Origin of the sequence: Capnocytophaga sp. (assembly GCF_030532915.1) — a bacterium.
In the GTDB taxonomy this organism is placed as follows: domain Bacteria; phylum Bacteroidota; class Bacteroidia; order Flavobacteriales; family Flavobacteriaceae; genus Capnocytophaga.
In genome coordinates this window covers 1-19,782 of the sequence record NZ_JAUNKD010000002.1, presented here as the reverse complement: position 1 = coordinate 19,782, position 19,782 = coordinate 1, and the positions used below count along the sequence as shown (strand labels likewise).

At 41.5% G+C, this 19,782-nt stretch carries 14 protein-coding genes and 2 pseudogenes; 14 read left to right on the top strand and 2 right to left on the bottom strand.

Features of this window, described 5'->3' with window-relative positions; genetic code table 11:
- The first annotated feature begins 35 nt into the window (after positions 1 to 35).
- The 5 genes from Q4D72_RS00735 (at position 36) to Q4D72_RS00715 (ending at position 4,389) form a co-directional block, all read left to right on the top strand.
- Positions 36 to 1,088, top strand: a complete 1,053-nt coding sequence (locus Q4D72_RS00735) for an NAD(P)/FAD-dependent oxidoreductase (RefSeq protein ID WP_303075497.1) — start codon at positions 36 to 38, stop codon at positions 1,086 to 1,088.
- Between the two features lie 33 nt (positions 1,089 to 1,121).
- On the top strand, positions 1,122 to 2,237 hold the full coding sequence (locus tag Q4D72_RS00730) for an RHS repeat domain-containing protein (protein ID WP_303075496.1): 1,116 nt from the start codon (positions 1,122 to 1,124) through the stop codon (positions 2,235 to 2,237).
- A gap of 2 nt (positions 2,238 to 2,239) precedes the next feature.
- Positions 2,240 to 2,569, top strand: a complete 330-nt coding sequence (locus Q4D72_RS00725; protein WP_303075495.1) for a 2Fe-2S iron-sulfur cluster-binding protein — start codon at positions 2,240 to 2,242, stop codon at positions 2,567 to 2,569.
- Between the two features lie 132 nt (positions 2,570 to 2,701).
- A complete protein-coding gene (locus Q4D72_RS00720) occupies positions 2,702 to 3,955 on the top strand; it encodes an NAD(P)/FAD-dependent oxidoreductase (RefSeq protein WP_303075494.1) in 1,254 nt (417 codons plus the stop codon).
- Positions 3,956 to 3,966: 11 nt separating this feature from the next.
- A complete protein-coding gene (locus tag Q4D72_RS00715; protein ID WP_303075493.1) occupies positions 3,967 to 4,389 on the top strand; it encodes a PH domain-containing protein in 423 nt (140 codons plus the stop codon).
- Between the two features lie 360 nt (positions 4,390 to 4,749).
- Here Q4D72_RS00715 and Q4D72_RS00710 read toward each other — a convergent pair whose 3' ends face one another.
- Together Q4D72_RS00710 and cysS are read right to left on the bottom strand one after the other, a co-directional pair.
- Positions 4,750 to 5,130, bottom strand: coding sequence for a DNA-binding protein (locus Q4D72_RS00710; protein ID WP_303075492.1), 381 nt, complete (start codon positions 5,128 to 5,130; stop codon positions 4,750 to 4,752).
- A gap of 452 nt (positions 5,131 to 5,582) precedes the next feature.
- Entirely contained in the window at positions 5,583 to 7,052 is a 1,470-nt protein-coding gene (cysS, locus tag Q4D72_RS00705; protein WP_303075490.1) for a cysteine--tRNA ligase, read from the bottom strand.
- A 363-nt stretch (positions 7,053 to 7,415) separates the two neighbouring features.
- Between cysS and Q4D72_RS00700 the strand changes: the two genes are divergently transcribed.
- The 9 genes and pseudogenes from Q4D72_RS00700 to Q4D72_RS00660 form a co-directional block, all read left to right on the top strand.
- Positions 7,416 to 8,258, top strand: coding sequence for an MbnP family protein (locus tag Q4D72_RS00700; protein ID WP_303075489.1), 843 nt, complete (start codon positions 7,416 to 7,418; stop codon positions 8,256 to 8,258).
- Positions 8,259 to 8,584: 326 nt separating this feature from the next.
- A complete protein-coding gene (locus tag Q4D72_RS00695; RefSeq protein WP_303075488.1) occupies positions 8,585 to 9,286 on the top strand; it encodes a succinate dehydrogenase cytochrome b subunit in 702 nt (233 codons plus the stop codon).
- A 6-nt stretch (positions 9,287 to 9,292) separates the two neighbouring features.
- Positions 9,293 to 11,323, top strand: a complete 2,031-nt coding sequence (locus Q4D72_RS00690) for a fumarate reductase/succinate dehydrogenase flavoprotein subunit (RefSeq protein WP_303075487.1) — start codon at positions 9,293 to 9,295, stop codon at positions 11,321 to 11,323.
- A gap of 97 nt (positions 11,324 to 11,420) precedes the next feature.
- Positions 11,421 to 11,780, top strand: a pseudogene (locus Q4D72_RS00685) (four helix bundle protein); the annotation flags it as partial.
- A 55-nt stretch (positions 11,781 to 11,835) separates the two neighbouring features.
- On the top strand, positions 11,836 to 12,579 hold the full coding sequence (locus tag Q4D72_RS00680; protein WP_303075486.1) for a succinate dehydrogenase/fumarate reductase iron-sulfur subunit: 744 nt from the start codon (positions 11,836 to 11,838) through the stop codon (positions 12,577 to 12,579).
- 77 nt (positions 12,580 to 12,656) lie between these two features.
- Positions 12,657 to 13,721, top strand: a complete 1,065-nt coding sequence (locus Q4D72_RS00675) for a lactonase family protein (protein WP_303075485.1) — start codon at positions 12,657 to 12,659, stop codon at positions 13,719 to 13,721.
- A 219-nt stretch (positions 13,722 to 13,940) separates the two neighbouring features.
- Positions 13,941 to 16,871 carry a TonB-dependent receptor gene (locus Q4D72_RS00670; RefSeq protein ID WP_303075484.1) on the top strand — a complete coding sequence of 977 codons (2,931 nt, stop codon included), beginning with the start codon at positions 13,941 to 13,943 and terminating at the stop codon, positions 16,869 to 16,871.
- A gap of 65 nt (positions 16,872 to 16,936) precedes the next feature.
- On the top strand, positions 16,937 to 18,199 hold the full coding sequence (locus Q4D72_RS00665) for an ectonucleotide pyrophosphatase/phosphodiesterase (RefSeq protein WP_303075483.1): 1,263 nt from the start codon (positions 16,937 to 16,939) through the stop codon (positions 18,197 to 18,199).
- A 141-nt stretch (positions 18,200 to 18,340) separates the two neighbouring features.
- Positions 18,341 to 19,470 (top strand): annotated as a pseudogene (locus Q4D72_RS00660) (HAD-IC family P-type ATPase); the annotation flags it as partial.
- Positions 19,471 to 19,782: the final 312 nt, after the last annotated feature.

The following is a 19,782-nucleotide window of genomic DNA, read 5'->3' as shown; positions in this document are numbered from 1 at the left end:
ATAGAAATAATAAAAAAAATAAGAAAATAACACGAATGAAACAAACTGATATTATCATCATTGGGGCAGGGCCTACGGGGCTTTTTGCCGTATTTGAAGCCGGATTGCTTAAACTCAAATGCCATCTGATTGATGCACTCCCGCAACCGGGGGGGCAATTGGCTGAACTTTATCCGAAGAAGCCCATTTTTGATATTCCCGGCTACCCGAGTGTTGGGGCGGGCGAACTGGTGAATAACCTGATGGAGCAAATCAAACAGTTTCAGCCCGAATTCACGCTTTCCGAAACCGCCGAACATATCGAGAAGATAAACGACACTACCTTTGTCGTTACCACAAATAAAGGAACGAAAATTCAAGGCAAAGCCGTTGCCATTGCCGGCGGATTAGGAACGTTTGAACCCCGAAAACCCGAAATTCCTAATCTGCAAGCCTATGAAGAAAAAGGGGTGGAGTATTTTGTAAAAAATCCGGAGCAATTTCGTGGTAAAAACATCGTCATTGCCGGTGGGGGCGACTCGGCTCTTGACTGGGCTATCTTCCTGACCGATGTAGCCAAATCCGTTACCTTAGTGCATCGCCGTAATGAATTCCGTGGGGCGTTAGATTCGGTAGAAAAAGTGCAAAAACTAAAAAACGAGGGTAAAATCAATTTAATCACTCCTGCCGAAGTGGTTGAAATTAGCGGAAACGGCAAGGTGGAAAGCATCAGCTTAGTTAAAGAAGGAGAAAAACAAACCCTGCCGACGGATTATTTTATTCCCCTCTTCGGATTAGTGCCCAAACTGGGAGCAATCGCCAACTGGGGGCTTGAAATTGAAAAGAATGCCATCAAAGTAAATAATGCTTTGGATTATCAGACCAATATTGAAGGTATTTATGCCATTGGCGATATCAATACGTATCCCGGTAAGCTCAAACTGATTTTGTGTGGCTTCCACGAGGCTACTCTAATGTGCCAAAGTATTTACAATCGCCTGAATCCGAATAAGAAATACGTGCTTAAATACACCACCGTGGCAGGCGTTGATGGTTTTGACGGAAGCCGAAAAGAAGCCGAGAAAGCCGTAGTAAAATCCATAGAATAATTATAAAAGCATATAAATTTAATTTTTTTAGAGATGAGAGAGAAGATGAACGTGAACAACTGGCGCTTACTTTTTGCGCTGTTGATGATGAATGTGGTTACACTACAAGCCCAGACTGATACCATCAATCCCAAAAACTTATCCATTAAAGGAAAGGTGAAAAAGGTTGAGGATTACTCGTATTATTTGGAAGCCAACGCAAAAGGCGATAAAACCATCGGTGGGAAACGCTTCAACACAATGCCGTTTATGGAAGATTGGACAATGCAAAAAGACAAACCCAAACATTCGCTTACCAATATTTCGTATGAATTTGACAAAAACGGCAAAAACACAAATGTTACAACCTACTATGCCGAAGGAAAACCTTTCGGTACGGCTGACTTCACGTATGACTTCGGGGGGCGACTTGTGAAAAGTCAGACTTGCTTTCGTGTGTCGGACGGAGACTTCATTACGCACAAGAAATATTCCTATGACGGTAAAAAGCGTTTGGTAAAAATAGAGGAATACGAAGGCAATCAGATGCTTGAAACTATAGCTTTTGAATATGACAAACTCGGTAATTGCATCGCGCGGCGCAAAGAAGCGAGCTTTTTTCAGCCGGTAAATGAGGCGTCGCATCACGCGGGTTCAAAGGCACTGCCTTCGGATAGGGTACAAGAGAAATACACCAAACAAGAGCAGTTTCAGTACAATTCGGCTAAGAAAATTACCTTTTCCGAAGAGTCATTTCCTGAACACAACGTGTTCTTACGGATTGAAAAAGAGTACAATCGGCAAAATAAACTGGTCAAAGCCACGTACTTGAACGAAGAAAAAAAGGAAACCGTCTGTACCTATACGTACGACAAAAACGGTCGGTTGATTGAAACGGTCTGTACAGCCAAAGACGACCCCAGCTTCTATCACCAACTCAACACGTTGTACGGAACGATGGGCAAAACCGAAATCATCAAATCGGAAAGGGGCGAGGTGCTCTCCAAGAAAGTCTTTGACAAAAACGGCTTGCTCAAAACACACCGAACCCCCGCTTTTAACCACCAATACAAATATACCTTCGACGCCAAAGGCAATTGGAAAGAAGCCGTGTTGTACGAGCAAGGCGTGCCAACCAAACTACGCGTTCGTAAAATTCAATATTATTAATAATGAATGACATTACACTGAAAATAACAGACCGTGAGGGGAACTTGTTTGAACTGCAAGCTCCGACCGATATGAATATGACGCTGATGGAAGTGATGCGCGCCTATGAAATTGCCCAAGACGGCGAGATAGGCGTGTGTGGCGGAATGGCAATGTGCGCCTCTTGTCAGTGCTATGTGCAAAATAACGTAGTGCTACCCGAGAAATCCGATGAGGAGGAGGCAATGCTTTTCGAGGCGTATCACGTGCAAGAAAACAGCCGATTGGGGTGCCAAATCCCAATCACTGCCGAAATTGACGGGCTTGAAGTTACGCTGGCACCCTATCCGTAACAGGCAGTCGGGCGTTGCGCTCACGTAAATGATTTTGAGAAAACGAACCAAAGTCGGGGACTTCCGTCAAGGAACGTTCCCGACTTTTATATATATAATAAGGTGTAACCATTAAAAAATAACGCTACTTTTATGTTTGATGTATTGATTATTGGCGCAGGTGCAGCGGGCTTTTTCACGGCAATAAACTGCGCAGAGAAAAATCCGCGACTGAAAATTGCCTTGCTTGAAAAGGGCAAAGAGGTACTTTCAAAAGTGCGAATTTCGGGAGGCGGCAGGTGCAACCTAACCCACGCCGAGTATCTGCCCAAGCAATTGGTCAGGAACTATCCGCGGGGTGAAAAGGAACTTCTCAGTCCCTTCCACCGCTTTATGTGTGGTGATGTGATGGAGTGGTTTGAAAATCGGGGCGTGCCGCTCAAAGTGGAAGATGACGGGCGTGTCTTCCCACAATCAAACACTTCCGAGAGTATTATCAGTTGCTTTCTGTCAAAAGCCAAGCAGCATAACATTCAAATCCTGCGCGAACAAAACGCAACCAACCTTAAAAAGCACACTGAATATTGGGAGGTTTTTACCCAATCTTCCGTATTTACAACCAAAAAGCTGGTTATCGCCACGGGCAGTAACCCTAAAATATGGCAACTTTTAGCTAAGTTAGGGCATACGATAGTACCGCCGGTTCCGTCCCTTTTTACCTTTAATACGGCTGACCCGTTTATCGAAAACTTGGCAGGGGTAAGTGTTGCTTGGGCAGAAGCCTCGCTTGCTGATACGGACGGAAACGCCTTAAAGCTGAAAAACCTCGCACCACTTCTCATCACACATTGGGGGTTTAGCGGGCCTGCCATCTTGAAACTTTCGGCATTTGCAGCGCGCGTTTTGGCAGAACGTTCCTATCAATGTTGTTTGCTAATCAATTGGTTAGCAGATTCCGACGGGGTGCTTAACCAAGAAGAAGCCTTTGTGTTACTGCAACAAACCAAGCAAGAACAACCACGCAAAGGGGTGCAAAACACAGCGCTTTATAATCTTCCGAAGCGATTGTGGGTACGGCTTTTGGAAAGGGCAGGGGTTAACCCCAACCAAGTGTGGGCAGAACTTAACAAAGCCCAATTGCGAGCTTTGGCAAAGGAGCTGACAGTTTGCGAATTTCGCATTGACGGAAAGTCTGTTTTTAAAGAAGAATTCGTAACAGCCGGCGGGGTTGCTTTGAGTGAAATAAACTTCAAAACCTTTGAAAGCAAGCTGTTTAGTGATTTATTTCTGGCAGGTGAAGTCATCGATGTTGATGCCGTAACTGGTGGATTTAACTTTCAGAATGCCTGGACAGGCGCGTATATTATTGCTGAAACCATAGCCGAAACCACGCTTTTAAACCCGTAAATTTATGAAAAATGACCGAGTATAAACCTAAAATTGACCGTTGGAGTATGGCAATCGGGCTGTTGTTTACCTTGTTTTCTGTCGGAATTGTAGTGTGGAGCATACCTACTGTTGCGGTGATTTTGACGTCGCTTATTGCAGTAATAATCGTGCTGATATTGATGCTGATAGGTGCTTTTAGTGTTAAATATCAGATAGATGGCGATAAATTCATCGGGCGAATAGGGTGTTTTTACAAGAAGGAAATCGATATTCATTCTATCCGAAAGATAGAAAAAACTAAATCGATTTTGAATACGCCACTGGTAACTTCATTTGACCGGATTGAGATTTTTTATAATCGATATGATTCGGTAATGCTGTCTCCCCTTGACAAAGAGGTATTTATTGCCGACTTAAAGCGTATAAACCCCCGTATAGAAGTCATTTCCTGATGTTGCAATATTAAAAAATGCTATTGTTTTTATCGTTTATAATACATTTAATTTCATTTATGGGGACGTATTTTTTATGATTTTAACCATTACAAACAAACTCAACCTTTTTAGCAATTTTTCAAACCACCTCAAAACATTCATCAAAATACCTCAAACCATTCATCAAACAAACTAAAACAAACTTTCAAATTACCTCAAACAATCTATCAAACCATATCAAAACAGACATCAAACTACCTCAAACAATTTCTTTAATAGAAACGTACAAAAAACCTTTGCGAAAGTGCTGAACTTTGGCAAAGGTTTTTTTAAATAAAAAATCCGCCCGTGTGAGGGGCGGAGGTTAAACGGTTTGTTTTACAATTTCTTGAAGGTCGCCAGCTTAATCATATTGCTTAACATCTTTCCGGGGCGAAAGAGAATATGGCAACTCTTCACTTTACTTGAATTAACTTCTTCTTCTTTTTCAGACGGAAGCCCCGTAAGCCCCATCTGTAAGGTAAAGTACTCACCCACGCGCACGATGCGCCCTTCTGAGAGGTCAGCACTTACTTTGGTCAAAACGGTTTCAAGCACTGCCAAAATATCTCCTTTTGACACGGTTGAAACAGACGATGCATAATCGGCAAGGTCTTGCAGATTTGTTTCGCCATCACCGATGGCGTGCGGATACCACTTGGCGGGTTCAGTGCGTTTCTGCGGATTTTGCTTCTGAACAGCTTTAAATTTTACAGGCATAACACAAGATGTTTTAAAAAATTAATACTTATTTTTAACTATAACCACACGTTTGAATTTCAAAAATGCGACGTATCATTTTGTGAAATGCGACGTTCCGTTTTCAAAAATGCGACGTATCATTTTGCAAGTCCCAACGTATGAGTTTTTGGTTCGTCAATAAAGAAACGAACCAATCACCTGCCAAAGGTATGAAGGATATTTCTAAAAAGCAAATATTTTGTGCTTTTTATTACAAAAAAGTTTTTTAATGTTTGTTTTAACCGGCAGGGAGGTTCGTTGCAAAGGTTAGTGGTGTAGGAGGGAGGTTATTGTGTGGGCTTGGATTTGTTATGGTGTTTGCCTAAAAAAAAAGAAAAGCACGAATCTGAAACTCGTACTCTTCAAAATGGTAAAACAATGTAACTTATACGGATTTTGGGTTGTTGATTTTCCCGAAAGATACGGATTTTCTACTCCAAACTATACGTGGTTCCGTCTTTTCCGTCTTTGAGTTGAATGCCGATGGCAGAAAGTGCATCACGGATTTTGTCAGACAAAGCCCAGTCCTTATTGGCACGAGCTTCCATTCGCATTTGTATGAGGAGTTGCATCACACCGTCGAGTTTGTCGTTGTTTTCGGTGGTTTGTTGCTCGTCTTTCAGTCCGAGTACGTCAAACACAAAGGCATTGAAAGTGGTTTGAAGCGTGTGGAGGTCGGCTTGGGTCAGTGTCTCTTTTCCGTCTTTGACTAAGTTGATAACGCGAACAGCCTCAAAGAGTTGGGCAATGAGTATAGGGCTGTTGAAATCGTCGTTCATCGCCTGATAACATTGCTCCTGCCAGTTTTGCACGTCAAACGAGGTGTTTTTTGAAACAGGCAAGGACGAAAGGATTTTCCCCGCCTCCATAAGTCGGTTAAAGCCCTTTTCAGCGGCGATCATCGCCTCGTTGGAAATGTCCAAAACGCTGCGGTAATGGGCTTGCATAAAGCAGAATCGCACCACCGACGGCTTAAAGGGTTTCTCAAAAAAGTCGTTTTTGCCCAAGATAAGCTGCATTGGTAATATGTAATTTCCGGTGGATTTGCTCATTCGTTGCCCATTCATAGTCAGCATATTGGCGTGCATCCAATAACGAACGGGGGCTGTACCGTTAGCCGCCTTGCCCTGCGCGATTTCGCATTCGTGATGTGGGAATTTCAAATCCATTCCGCCTCCGTGAATGTCAAACTGCTCGCCTAAATATTTGGTGCTCATTGCGGTACACTCCAAGTGCCAGCCCGGGAAACCCTCTCCCCACGGCGAAGCCCATCGCATAATATGGGCGGGTGAGGCATTCTTCCAGAGGGCAAAGTCCTGCGGATTGCGTTTTTCGCTCTGCCCGTCCAAGTCGCGCGTGTTGGCAAGCAGTTCGTCTATATTTCTGCGTGAAAGCGCTCCGTAATTCAGTCCGCGTTGGTTGTATGCCTGCACGTCGAAATACACCGAGCCGTTACTTTCGTAGGCAAAACCGTCTTTGATGAGTTTTTCGGTCAGTTGGATTTGTTCGAGGATATGCCCCGTTGCGGTGGGTTCGATGGTCGGAGGCAGGGTGTTGAAGAGTTCGAGCACTTTGTGAAAATCAACCGTATATTTCTGTACGATTTCCATCGGCTCTAACTTTTCCAATCGGGATTGTTTCACGAAACGGTCGTTATTTATGTCGCCATCGTCCGTTAGGTGTCCCGCATCGGTGATGTTCCGCACGTAACGAACCTTATAGCCGATGTGTTTTAAGTAACGGAAAATCAGGTCGAACGACATAAAGGTTCGGCAATTCCCTAAATGGACGTTGCTGTAAACGGTCGGCCCACAGACGTACATCCCGACGTGTCCGTCTTTCAAAGGCGTAAAGGTTTCTTTTTCCCTCGTTAGGGAGTTGTATATTTTTAGTGCTTGCATTTTATATAAGGTTACAAGTTAAATATTTTTACGTATATATAGTATATGGTGTAACGGCAATTGCCTTTTTGTTACGTCGGCAGGGTGATTGGTGCTGTTGTTGCGTTTTTTCTGTTGGGGTTGTTTAAAATATTTTAGAAAAACATAAGGTTAAATCGCCCTGCAAAACTTTGCAAAAATATAAAATATCTTTTACTTTACGGAATTTTACGACTGATTGTTAAAAAAAAGAAAATAATTTCACGATTCAAAAAATAAGGCTTACTTTTGCCCTCTAAAATGAGCTTTGCGGTAATCTATATGTATCCTTTTGTGGATTAAGCCGTGTAAGTTGTTATAAACAAATAAATAAAATAGAAAAAAATGAAGCATATTAAACGATCCTTATTGGCTATTTTTGTGGTAACGGCAGTGGTTTCCTGTAAAAAAGACGAGCCTAAGCCAATGCCGGCGCCCGTACAAACGGGGAGTGTGAAACTTGAATTTCAGCACAATTATCAAGATGCGCCACTTGACCTTGATGGTGAATACACGATGCCGCCTCCGCACGCGCAAAAACTTCAATTTAAACGATTTTCGTATATCATCAGCGACATAACGTTGATTAAGGCAAACGGTGAGGAAGTTTCGTACCATCACACCAATCCTGATAAAGGTGCTTTTTTGGTGATTCAACAAGGAAAGCAAGCGCCGCCATCCGTTACTTTGGAGAGAATCCCCTTTGGTGAGTATACAAAAATCAAGTTCCGTTTGGGAATTTCAAACGAGGCTTGGAAGTTGGGGCAAGGCAAACAATCCGCTTTTTGGAGTGCTGCTCAAAAAGCCGGTATGGCTTGGGCTTGGGAAAGAGGCTACAAGCACACCAATTTTGAAGGTACTTGGGCAGAGAACGGCACGCCTGCTGATACGCATCCGTTTGGTTTTCACCTGACAAGCAAGCTTTCGGGAATGGTTGATGACTCAATGATTTTCACAAGAGATTTCGCAACAGATTTGCAAGACTACTCGTCACAAACATTAATTATTGCTGATGAAAAAGTGAAAAATATCCGTTTTGACGTTAATGCCAGCAGTATTTTTGGTGGGAAAAATAAAATTCAATTAACCGAGCAAAACGCTCAGCAAAGCGATACAAACACAAGTCTTTACCCGAAAATAAAAGAAAATATGGCTATGGGACTTTTTAAAGTGGCTTCGATATATTAATTTCATCAACTAAAATAGACTTGTAAACCGACAAGGTTTTGCCGTTTGTGGCAGAATTTTGTCGGTTTTGTTATTTTGAACAAGCTGTTTAATTTCGCCAAAACATACTTATTTTGCATTTCAATGAATTGAATGTTTCTTAAAAAAGGTAGGATGCAATGAGTGTTATATGGCAAAAAGAATCAAAAACACTTTATTTACTGATGCTTACACGTTTACTTAAATTATACTGATTATAAATTAGGGGTAAAAAGTCGTTTTTTGTTGTTTAACAGTTAAAAAACACGTAATTTTGTGAGAAATTTAAGTAATAATTAACTAACATAATGGCAGCACTATTCAAAACATCTATTGCTCGAAAGGTGGCGATGGCATTATCGGCACTTTTCTTGATTGTCTTTTTGGTGATACACTTGGCTGTGAACCTCACATCGGTTTTTAGTGCCGATTTGTTCAACCAATTATCACATTTTATGGGAACCAACCCGATTGTTCAAGGCTTAATGCAACCCATTCTGATGCTGGGAGTTATCTTCCACTTCGTGATGGGTTTTGTTTTGGAAATCCAAAACCGAAAAGCACGCGGAGCCAATGCGTATGCTCGTTACAACGGGGGAGCGAACTCCACTTGGATGTCCCGAAATATGATTATCAGCGGGGCGGTTATCCTATTGTTCTTGCTTTTCCACCTGAAAGACTTTTGGGTACACGAGATGACCGTGAAGTACGTAAACGGCGATATGTCGGGATTGGCAACTGACGGAGGCTTCCGTTACTACACCGACCTTATCGTAGCGATGAGCAATCCGTTTCGGGTAGCGGTGTACGTATTGAGTTTCGTATTCCTGTATCTCCACCTGATTCACGGATTTCAGTCTTCGTTCCAATCTGTCGGACTTAAAGACGACAAGCGCAAGAAGTTCATCAGCCGTTGCGGAAAAATCTACTCTATCGTGATTTGCGGTGGATTTATCCTTGTGGCTCTTTTCCATTTTATTAATAACTGTGGGGCAACCTGTAATGCATAAGAAAGTATGAAGAAATTAGATTCTAAAATTCCGGAAGGTCCAATAGCGGACAAATGGACGAAACATAAAAATAAAATCAATTTGGTGAACCCCGCCAACAAACGTAACATCGACGTTATCGTGGTGGGAACGGGGCTTGCCGGTGGTTCGGCAGCAGCAACGTTGGCTGAATTGGGCTACAACGTAAAGGCGTTTGCTTATCAAGATTCGCCACGTAGGGCACACTCCATCGCAGCACAAGGAGGTATCAACGCTGCCAAAAACTATATGGGCGACGGTGATTCAAGTTACCGATTGTTCTACGACACCGTAAAAGGAGGCGACTTCCGAGCTCGTGAGGCAAACGTATATCGCTTGGCGGAAGTTTCAGCCAATATCATCGACCAGTGTGTGGCTCAGGGAGTTCCGTTGGCTCGTGATTACGGCGGATTGTTGGACAACCGTTCGTTCGGGGGTACGCAAGTTTCTCGTACTTTCTATGCGAAAGGGCAAACAGGGCAACAGCTTTTGCTCGGGGCGTATTCGGCGATGAACCGACAGATCGCTCGCGGTAAGATAGATATGTACAACCGTCACGAAATGTTGGACATCGTTATCGTGGACGGAAAAGCACGCGGTATCATCGCTCGCGATTTGGTAACGGGGGCTATCGAGCGTCATTCGGCTCACGCTGTGGTAATTGCAACGGGCGGTTACGGAAACGTTTACTTCCTCTCTACCAATGCGATGGGCTGTAACGGAACGGCAGCTTGGAAAACGCACAAACGCGGGGCTTTCTTCGCCAATCCGTGTTTTACGCAAATCCACCCGACTTGTATTCCGCGTTCGGGCGACTATCAATCGAAATTGACTTTGATGTCCGAATCGCTTCGTAACGACGGGCGTATTTGGGTTCCGAAGAAAATGGAAGACGTTCACGCCATCCGCGAAGGGCGTAAAAAACCTACCGAAATTGCCGAAGAAGACCGCGATTACTACTTGGAAAGACGTTATCCCGCTTTCGGGAACTTGGCTCCGCGTGATATTGCTTCGCGTGCCGCCAAAGAACGTTGCGATGCCGGATACGGCGTAAATGCCACAGGTGAAGCGGTTTACCTTGACTTTTCTTCCGCCATTGAGCGTTACGGAAAAGAGCAGTGTAAAATCCACGGAATTGAAAATCCTTCCAAAGAGGAAATCATCAAACGAGGCGAGAAAATCGTTGAGGCGAAATACGGAAACCTTTTCCAAATGTATGAAAAAATCGTTGATGAAAATCCGTATAAAACACCGATGATGATTTATCCTGCAACGCACTACACAATGGGCGGAATTTGGGTAGATTATAACCTAATGACCACAATACCCGGTTGTTACTGTATCGGTGAGGCGAACTTCTCTGACCACGGAGCTAACCGCTTGGGAGCTTCGGCGCTGATGCAAGGTTTGGCGGACGGATATTTCGTACTTCCGTACACCATCGGGGATTATTTGGCGGCGGACATTCGTACGGGTAAAATCTCAACCGACTTACCCGAATTTGCAGAAGCAGAGCGTGTTGTGAAAGAGCGTTTGGCGTTCTTCATTAATAATAAAGGAACGAATTCCGTTGATTATTACCACAAAAAACTCGGAAAAGTGATGTGGGATAAAGTAGGAATGGCACGTAACGCACAAGGTTTGAAAGAGGCGATTCAGGAAATTCGTGAAATCCGTGAAGATTTCTGGAAGAACGTAAAAGTTCCGGGTGAGCTTACGGGAATGAATACCGAGCTTGAAAAAGCAGGACGTGTAGCCGACTTCTTGGAGCTTGGCGAGCTTTTTGCCAAAGATGCTTTGGAGCGTAATGAATCGTGTGGCGGGCATTTCCGTGAAGAGTACCAAACTCCTGATGGTGAGGCGCTTCGTGATGATGAAAACTATGCTTACGTAGCCGCTTGGGAGTACACAGGAAATCCGAACGAGGTGAAATGTACTTACAACCCAAGTGAGGAAATTATGCACAAAGAAGAATTAGAGTTTAAAGATATAAAATTAGCACAACGTAGTTATAAATAGGAGAAAGAAGGAATAGAAAAAATAGAACGATTAGAAAAATAGAACGATAAAAGGAGGTAGGCTTGTAACAATGTAAAGTAAAGTTACGTCATATAAAGAATTAATAGTTTGGAAAAAATCAATGGATTTAGTCAAAAGAGTGTATGAAGTAACTCGCTTATTTCCGGAGGAAGAAAAATTTGGACTAACAAGTCAAATTCGCCGAAGTGCAGTTTCCATTCCTTCAAACATAGCAGAGGGTTGGGGACGAGGTTCTTTGAGAAGTTGTTTAAACTTTTTAAGAATAGCACGAGGCTCTCTTTTTGAATTGGAAACACAAATATATATTGCAAAAGGATTGGATTTCGTATCCGATAGTCATATAGAAGAACTCATTTCTGAAATAGGAAAAATGATAGGTTCTATGATTTTTAAAATGAAATCCAAAGATAATACCCAAAGCAATCAAAAAAACTGAAAATTCTATATATCTAATCATTCTTACTTCCTAATCTCCCTAAACCCTAAGTACAATGAATTTAACATTAAAAATTTGGAGACAGAAAAACGCCAGCGACAAGGGTCGAATGGTAGAATATAAAGTAACCGATATTTCCGAGCATATGTCGTTCTTGGAAATGATGGACATACTTAACGAGGAATTGGTAGCCAAAGGCGAGGAGCCGGTGGCTTTTGACCACGATTGCCGCGAGGGAATCTGTGGAATGTGTTCGCTTTTCATCAACGGGGAAGCTCACGGGCCTGACCGCGGGATTACTACCTGTCAGTTGCATATGCGTATGTTTAAAGACGGCGACACCATCACCATTGAACCGTGGAGAGCAACGGCTTTCCCCGTGATTAAGGATTTGATTGTGGACAGAACCGCTTTTGAACGTATCCAACAGGCAGGCGGGTACATTTCGGTGAACACATCAGGAAATACGCAAGATGCCAATGCCATTCCGATTCCGAAATACGATGCCGATCGCTCAATGGACGCTGCTTCGTGCATCGGGTGCGGGGCTTGCGTGGCTACGTGTAAAAACTCGTCGGCGATGTTGTTCGTAGCGGCGAAAGTATCTCAGTTTGCGTTACTTCCGCAAGGGCGCGTGGAGGCTGCCGACCGTGTGATGAATATGGTGCACCAAATGGATTTGGAAGGCTTCGGAAACTGTACCAACACGGGAGCTTGCGAGGTGGAATGCCCCAAAGGAATTTCCTTGGAAAACATCGCACGTATGAACCGCGAGTATTTGAAAGCAAGTTGCAGATAGTTAAACAGTTATAATTTTATAGAACCGAAAGTTGAGACGGAAAAAGAGCTTGGCTTTCGGTTTTTTGTTTTATCAATATGAAGAAAATTTTTGTTATAATCGCACTGTTTTTTGCGTTGATTTCGTCGGCTCAAAATGGAAAAAACATTCAGTTTTTGGTAGGTACTTATACCGATTCGGGCAGTGATGGGATTTATTTGTATGAGACTGATAATGAATTCGATACGTTTGAAAAAGTAACGTCCGTTTTTGTGAAAAATCCGTCGTATATGGCGTTGTCTTCTGATGAAAAATTTCTTTTCTCGGTAAGTGAAAACGACCAAAACGATAGCGAGGTGTTTTCTTTTTCGTTGGATAAAAAAGAAGGAAAAATACAGCCTGTAAATCACCAAAATACGTTTGGCGGAGCACCGTGTTATATTATGTATGATGCTGATAATAAAAATGTTATAACGGCGAATTATACGGGAGGAAATATTTCGGTTTTTTCGGTGGCGGAAGACGGAAATCTGTCAGAAATTTCGCAAAATATCGCTTTTGAAAAACATTCGCATTTGCATTCCGTGCAGTTTTCACCCGATAAAAAGCGAATTTTAGCTACGGATTTGGGTGCGGATAAAATATATTCTTTTCAGTTGAAAGATAGAAAGTTACAACGGGTTCAGAATGAGGAGGTGTCGTTAGGGAAAGGCACGGGACCGCGTCATTTTGTGTTTTCCTCGAATGGGAAATTTTTGTACGTTTTGGGGGAATTATCCCGAAAAATTTCTGTTTTCAGCTATAAAAATAATAAAATTACTGAAATACAATCTGTTGCGACGGACGAATTTCGAGACGGACAAGGAGCAGCCGACATTCATGTCAGTCCCGACGGGAAGTTTTTGTACGCTTCCAATCGGTTGGTAAATGACGGAATTGCTATTTTTTCAATTCAAAAATCAGGAAAATTGAAAAAAGTGGGCTATCAATCCACCAAAAAGCACCCCCGAAATTTTGCGATAACCCCCGACGGAAAGCATATGCTTGTGGCTTCACGAGATGAAAATGCTGTTCAAGTATTTGAAATTCAAAAAGATGGTTTGTTGCGGTTGAAAAATGAATTGCGTCTTCCCAAGCCTGTGTTTATTCGTTTTTTGAAATGAAAGTCATTTTTTTTGCTCGAAAATAATAAAATAGCTTTTTTGTTAAAAAAATGAGAAATTCTTAATAAATTGCCGGTTGCTTGTGAAAACTCTAATGCTTTATACTTAAAAGTGTTGCGATTTATTTAGAAAGTCAAAACATTAACATTTACTTAACAAATATTTCTTTTAAAATACGCAACTTTGTACGCTCAAAAACTAACTATTTATATTACTAAAATGAAAAACTGGGTTTTAAATTTAGCTTTGATTTTATTAACTTCAATGACTTACGCTCAGGGAGTTGTTACGGGAACAATCATTGACGGAGAGTTGAACGTACCGCTTCCGGGGGCAAGTGTGGTGGTAAAAGGTACATCGAAAGGGGTCTCGACCGATATGGACGGGAAGTTTTCCTTGCAAGTGTCTTCCAATACGGGAATACTCGAAGTTTCGTACGTGGGTTTTGTAACTCAAAAACTAAACTACACGCTTTCAGCAGGAAAGGCGAGTGTTAGAGTGGTTTTGCAACCCGATGCCCAAGCCTTGGATGAGGTAATCGTAACGGGAAGTGCACTTTTGGATATTGCACAAGAACGCAAAACGCCTGTGGCGGTTTCAACCATTAAAGCCAGCGAAATTGTTGAGCGATTGGGAACGAAAGAATTTCCTGAAATTTTGAACCGAACCCCGTCAGTCTACGCAACCAAAGGCGGTGGCGGTTTCGGGGATTCTAAAATTAACATTCGTGGGTTTGCCAATGAAAATATCGCTGTGATGGTTAACGGAATGCCCGTGAACGATATGGAAAACGGGAAAGTATATTGGAGCAACTGGGCGGGTATTTCTGACGTTACTTCGGCTATGCAGGTACAACGCGGTTTGGGAGCTTCAAAGTTGGCGATTGCCTCAGTGGGCGGAACCATAAACGTGGTGACGCGTGCTTCGGAAATGGCACAAGGCGGAACAATTTATGCAGGTTACGGAAATAACGGAGGAAATCACGAGTACAAAGGCTTGGTGTCCTACAACACAGGAAAGAGCCAAAGCGGTTGGTCGTCTTCTGTATTGTTTAGCCGTAGTTCAGGTCAAAAATATGCTGACGGAACCCGATTTGAAGGATATAATTACTATTTTGCTTTGGGATATGCGCCTTCTGAAAAACATAGTTTGCAGTTTATGATAACGGGCGCTCCGCAGTGGCACGACCAACGTTCTTCGTCTGTATCAATTGCCGATGCCATAAAATATGGCGGTACAATGGATAAGCCTAACAGACGATACAATTCAGATTGGGGGTATCTTAACGGAGAAGCCTATTCAAATCGCCGTAATGCCTACCACAAACCGGTAATGATGCTTAACTGGGATTGGAATATAACTGAACAATCAGCTTTAAGCACAGTGGTTTATGCTTCACTTGGGCGAGGTTTTGGAACAGGGGATACGGGTTCAGCTTGGTCAGGTGAATTTAATCAAGATAGAAAAACGGGTAAGTACAGCCCAAGAACAGTCAGATTAACAAGTATAAGAAATTCAGACGGGCTTATTGATTTTGACGCTGTTGAAAAATACAATAAAGGAGAAGATATTCGTCCGGATTACAAAATTGAACAAAAAGCAGAAGCCGGTAATGTTAATTCAAGACGTACAGTAACCGATCCAGATAATAAACAGCATTCAGTTTCAGAGGGTTTTGCTCGCAGAGCCAGTGTAAACTCTCACGACTGGTATGGGTTTCTGACCAATTTTAATCACAAAATTGACAAAAACTTCACCGTAAATATTGGTCTTGACGGAAGATACTACTACGGATACCACTATCAAGTACTTACTGACCTTTGGGGAGCTTCTTCTTACAGAGATACTTCAAACAAAAATCTTTCTGCGCCTAATAACGTATCAGCTGTGATGAGTGATAAACCAAATTACAATCCTTTCGGTGGAAAAATAGCTCCTATCGAAGAACGCATAACATATAGTAATGATGGCGAGGTACGTTGGATGGGACTTTTTGCTCAATTGGAATATTCCGATGATAATTTCTCTGCTTTCGTTCAAGGTTCATCTTCTCTGCAAGGTTTCCAACGAATTGATGAATTCTTAAAACCCGGAACCGAAGCCGTTAAAGGAAATCCGGCAACCGTAATGGAACGAAAAACAGGATTTAAAGATATTTTGGGTTACAATATCAAAGGAGGTGTGAATTATAACATTAATGAGCAACACAATGTTTTTGCCAATGTTGGATATTACTCAAAACAACCGTTCCTTAATGCGGTTTATCCAAACAACAGAAACTTCTCAAATCCGAACCTGACTAACGAGAAAATTTTTGGAATGGAAGCAGGATATGGTTTTAAATCAAGCATTGCTAACGTAAATTTAAACGTTTATAGAACTTCTTGGAAAGACCGTTTTGTACGAAAAAGCAATGATGTAACCAATGCTGCCGGTCAAACAATTCGTGCGTATGCTAATGTACTTGGTGTTGTGGAAATTCACCAAGGGGTTGAGTTGGAGGCAAATGTAACCGTTACTGACTATTTGAAATTCAGAGGTTCATATTCATTAGGAGATTGGTTTTATGAAGGAAATGCAGAAGGAAGTTTGTTTAACGAAAGTAATGAATTGATTGACAATCAAGGGAATGTAGTTACTTCGGGAGGAGCAGAATCAATCACATTGTTTTTGGATAAAGTAAAAGTAGGCGATTCGGCACAGCAAACCGTTTCATTGGGAGCTACCGTAACACCCTTGGAAGGTTTGAATATCAATGCAGACTGGCGTTATGTTAGCAACTTGTACGCTAATTTGAATGTAACTGATTTTACAACGCAAGCCGCTGCCGATAAAGGAGCTTTACGTTTGCCTAATTACAATTTGTTTGACTTGAATGTTTCATATAAATTGCGTTTCAAAGAAAAACAAGCGCTTACAATTTCTGCCGGAGTTGATAACCTGTTGGATACACACTACATAGCAGAATCGTACGACAATAAGCACGCAAAAACGTTAGCTGATTTTAAAGATGATGCTGCCAAAGGAACGGCACAACAACAGTTTGATACTTATCAAAGTAACAATCTTTACAAAGGTGTTGATACCTCAAACCGTGTGTATTTTGGTGCAGGACGCACTTGGAATGTTGGTTTGCGATATACATTCTAAAAAAAATAGATTAATAACCTAAAAAGCCACTTTTTAAAAGGTGGCTTTTTTTAAGATATACAATTATGAATCAATTTATTAAAAATCAGAAAAGGGCACTTTTTTTGCTTGTTTTGCTTCTTGTGGGCTGTACAACGCAAAAAACGGCGGTTGGTGATGCTACTGAAAATTATGTGCTTTTGGTGTCGTTTGACGGATTCAGGCACGATTATGCAGAAAAATATAACTTACTCAATTTTAAGAAATTGGTAAAAGAAGGAGCTTCCGCCGAAATGATGCTTTCGTCCTTCCCGAGCAAAACGTTCCCGAATCATTATTCCATCATCACGGGAATGTATGCCGGAAATCACGGGTTGGTCGATAATAAATTCTACGTGAAGGAAAAAGATGCTTTTTATACCATTGGCGACAGAAGCAAGGTAGAAGATGCTTCGTACTACAAAGGATATCCGCTGTGGCAGTGGTTGCAAAAACACGGAATGAAAACGGCTTCGTACTTCTGGGTGGGCTCGGAAGCGCCCATTCAAGGCGAATTCCCAACCTATTATTACAAATACGATGAAAAAGTGCCTGATGAAGAGCGTATCAATCAGGTAATGCGTTGGTTTGGAATGCCTAAAAGTCAGCGTCCGCGTTTTATAACGCTTTATTTTTCGTTGGTCGATACCGAAGGACATCATTCAGGACCTAATTCCGAAAAACTAAAAGAAACCGTGCAGGAAGCCGACCGATTGTTAGGGATAATCATCGAAAAGGTAAAAAAAACGAACTTGCCCATCACAACCATCGTTGTTTCCGACCACGGAATGACCGAAATGGAATCGAATGACGAAAATCTCGTATATATCGAAGAAGTGGCTGATTATCTGAAAGATAAAGCAAAGTTTGTAAACAACGGAATGCACGGACATATTTATGTTAAAAATCCTGAAAAAATCAACGAGATTTATGATTATGTTCAATCAAAATTAGCGCCACGCGTGTCGTTGTATTACCGAAATGAAACGCCCGCACATTGGCATTACAATAAAGATGAACGCATTGGTGATATTTTCCTGATTTGTGAGCATCCGTATTATATGATACCCAATAAAAACCACCCGACGGCGAAGAAAACCAACAAATGGGGGACGCACGGTTATGACCCGTACACCACGCCTGATATGGGCGGAATTTTCTACGCTTTCGGACATAACATAAAAGAAGGCTACAAACTGAAATCGTTTGAAAATATAAATGTATATCCGCTGATTACAAATATATTAGGGGTTAATCCGCCTGCTGAAATTGACGGAAAAGAACACGTGTTGCAACCTGTTTTAAAATAAGATTTACTAATAATAAAACTCCGAATGCAGTCATTCGGAGTTTTTTATTTTTAGAAATTTTATGAAATAAATCGTTGCGGTGTATAGTAAAACATAACTATGTTTTGATTTGTTGTTTAGCTTATGTTAAAATAGGGTGTCGATGTTCCCCAAGCCATTGAGGAATGTTTAGAAGCAGGAATACAAGTAAAAATCGTAACTGGAGACACTCCCGGAACAGCGAAAGAAATCGCTCGACAAATCGGTTTGTGGGATATCAACTGTAATGAAGAAAATCATATCACAGGAGCTGAATTTGAGGCTCTGTCTGATGTAGCCTTAAAAGAAAAAATAGATAAAATAAGGATAGTATCCAGAGCCAGACCGATCGATAAAGCTCGTTTAGTGAGCTTGTTACAACAAAAAGGTGAAGTAGTGGCAGTTACAGGCGACGGAACAAATGACGCTCCGGCTTTGAAAGCAGCACAAGTAGGGCTTTCAATGGGTGATGGAACTTCCGTAGCAAAAGAAGCCAGCGATATTACGATTTTAGACAATTCTTTTTCAAGCATAGGAAAAGCAGTAATGTGGGGCGTTCACTATATTTGAACATACAACGATTTATTCTTTTCCAAATGACGATAAATGTGGCGGCTTGTATTATCGTATTGATAGGAGCATTTTTAGGAACAGAATCACCTTTAACAGTTACACAAATGTTGTGGGTAAATTTGATAATAGATACATTTGCGGCATTGGCATTAGCTTCATTGCCTCCAAGCAAAGAAGTAATGAATGAGAAACCCAGAGCCACCAATGCCAATATTATTTCTAAACCTATGGCAAAGAGCATCTTCGGAGTAGGAGGTTTATTTGTTGTTCTCCTTTACGGATTGATTCAATATTTTAAACATATCGAAGTAACATCATTATCTCATTTTTCATTTCAAGATTATTTAAGCAATTTCTTTAACTTTACTTCTGTGGAAGGAAGATTGTCAGAATATGAATTGTCATTGTTTTTCTCTGTCTTTGTAATGCTTCAATTTTGGAATATGTTTAATGCAAAGGCTTACCATACGAGCAAAACAGCCTTTATAAATTTACGAAAAAGCATAAATTTTTTAGTAATAGCCTTGGTAATTATCGTAGGACAAATATTGATAACCTCTTTTGGAGGAAAAATGTTTAGTGTTGTACCATTAAGTATTATGGATTGGGGAATCATCATCGCCTCTACCAGTAGTGTTCTTTGGACAGGGGAGATAGTTAGAGTTGTTTCAAAGAAATAAATTATTTGAAGCAAGAGACTTTCATAAGTTTTCTTTTCCTCTGTTACAGCTTAGTTTGCGCACACTTAAAAAAAAAAATAGGCGACAACGGGTTTAACTTTGAGTTAAGCTCGTTGTTGTCCTTTATAATTGAAAAGGTATTTTTAAGTTTATAGCTAACTCACCTTAAATTGTCATTTTACAAAATATTCCTTATTGGAGGATGCTGTGAAAGCAGGATACGCGGGAAAGGGCGGAGGATGTGTTTTTTTTTTTAATCACATTTCTCTCATCACTTTCTCGCTTTCGCTCACACTTTTCAAAGGGGGAATT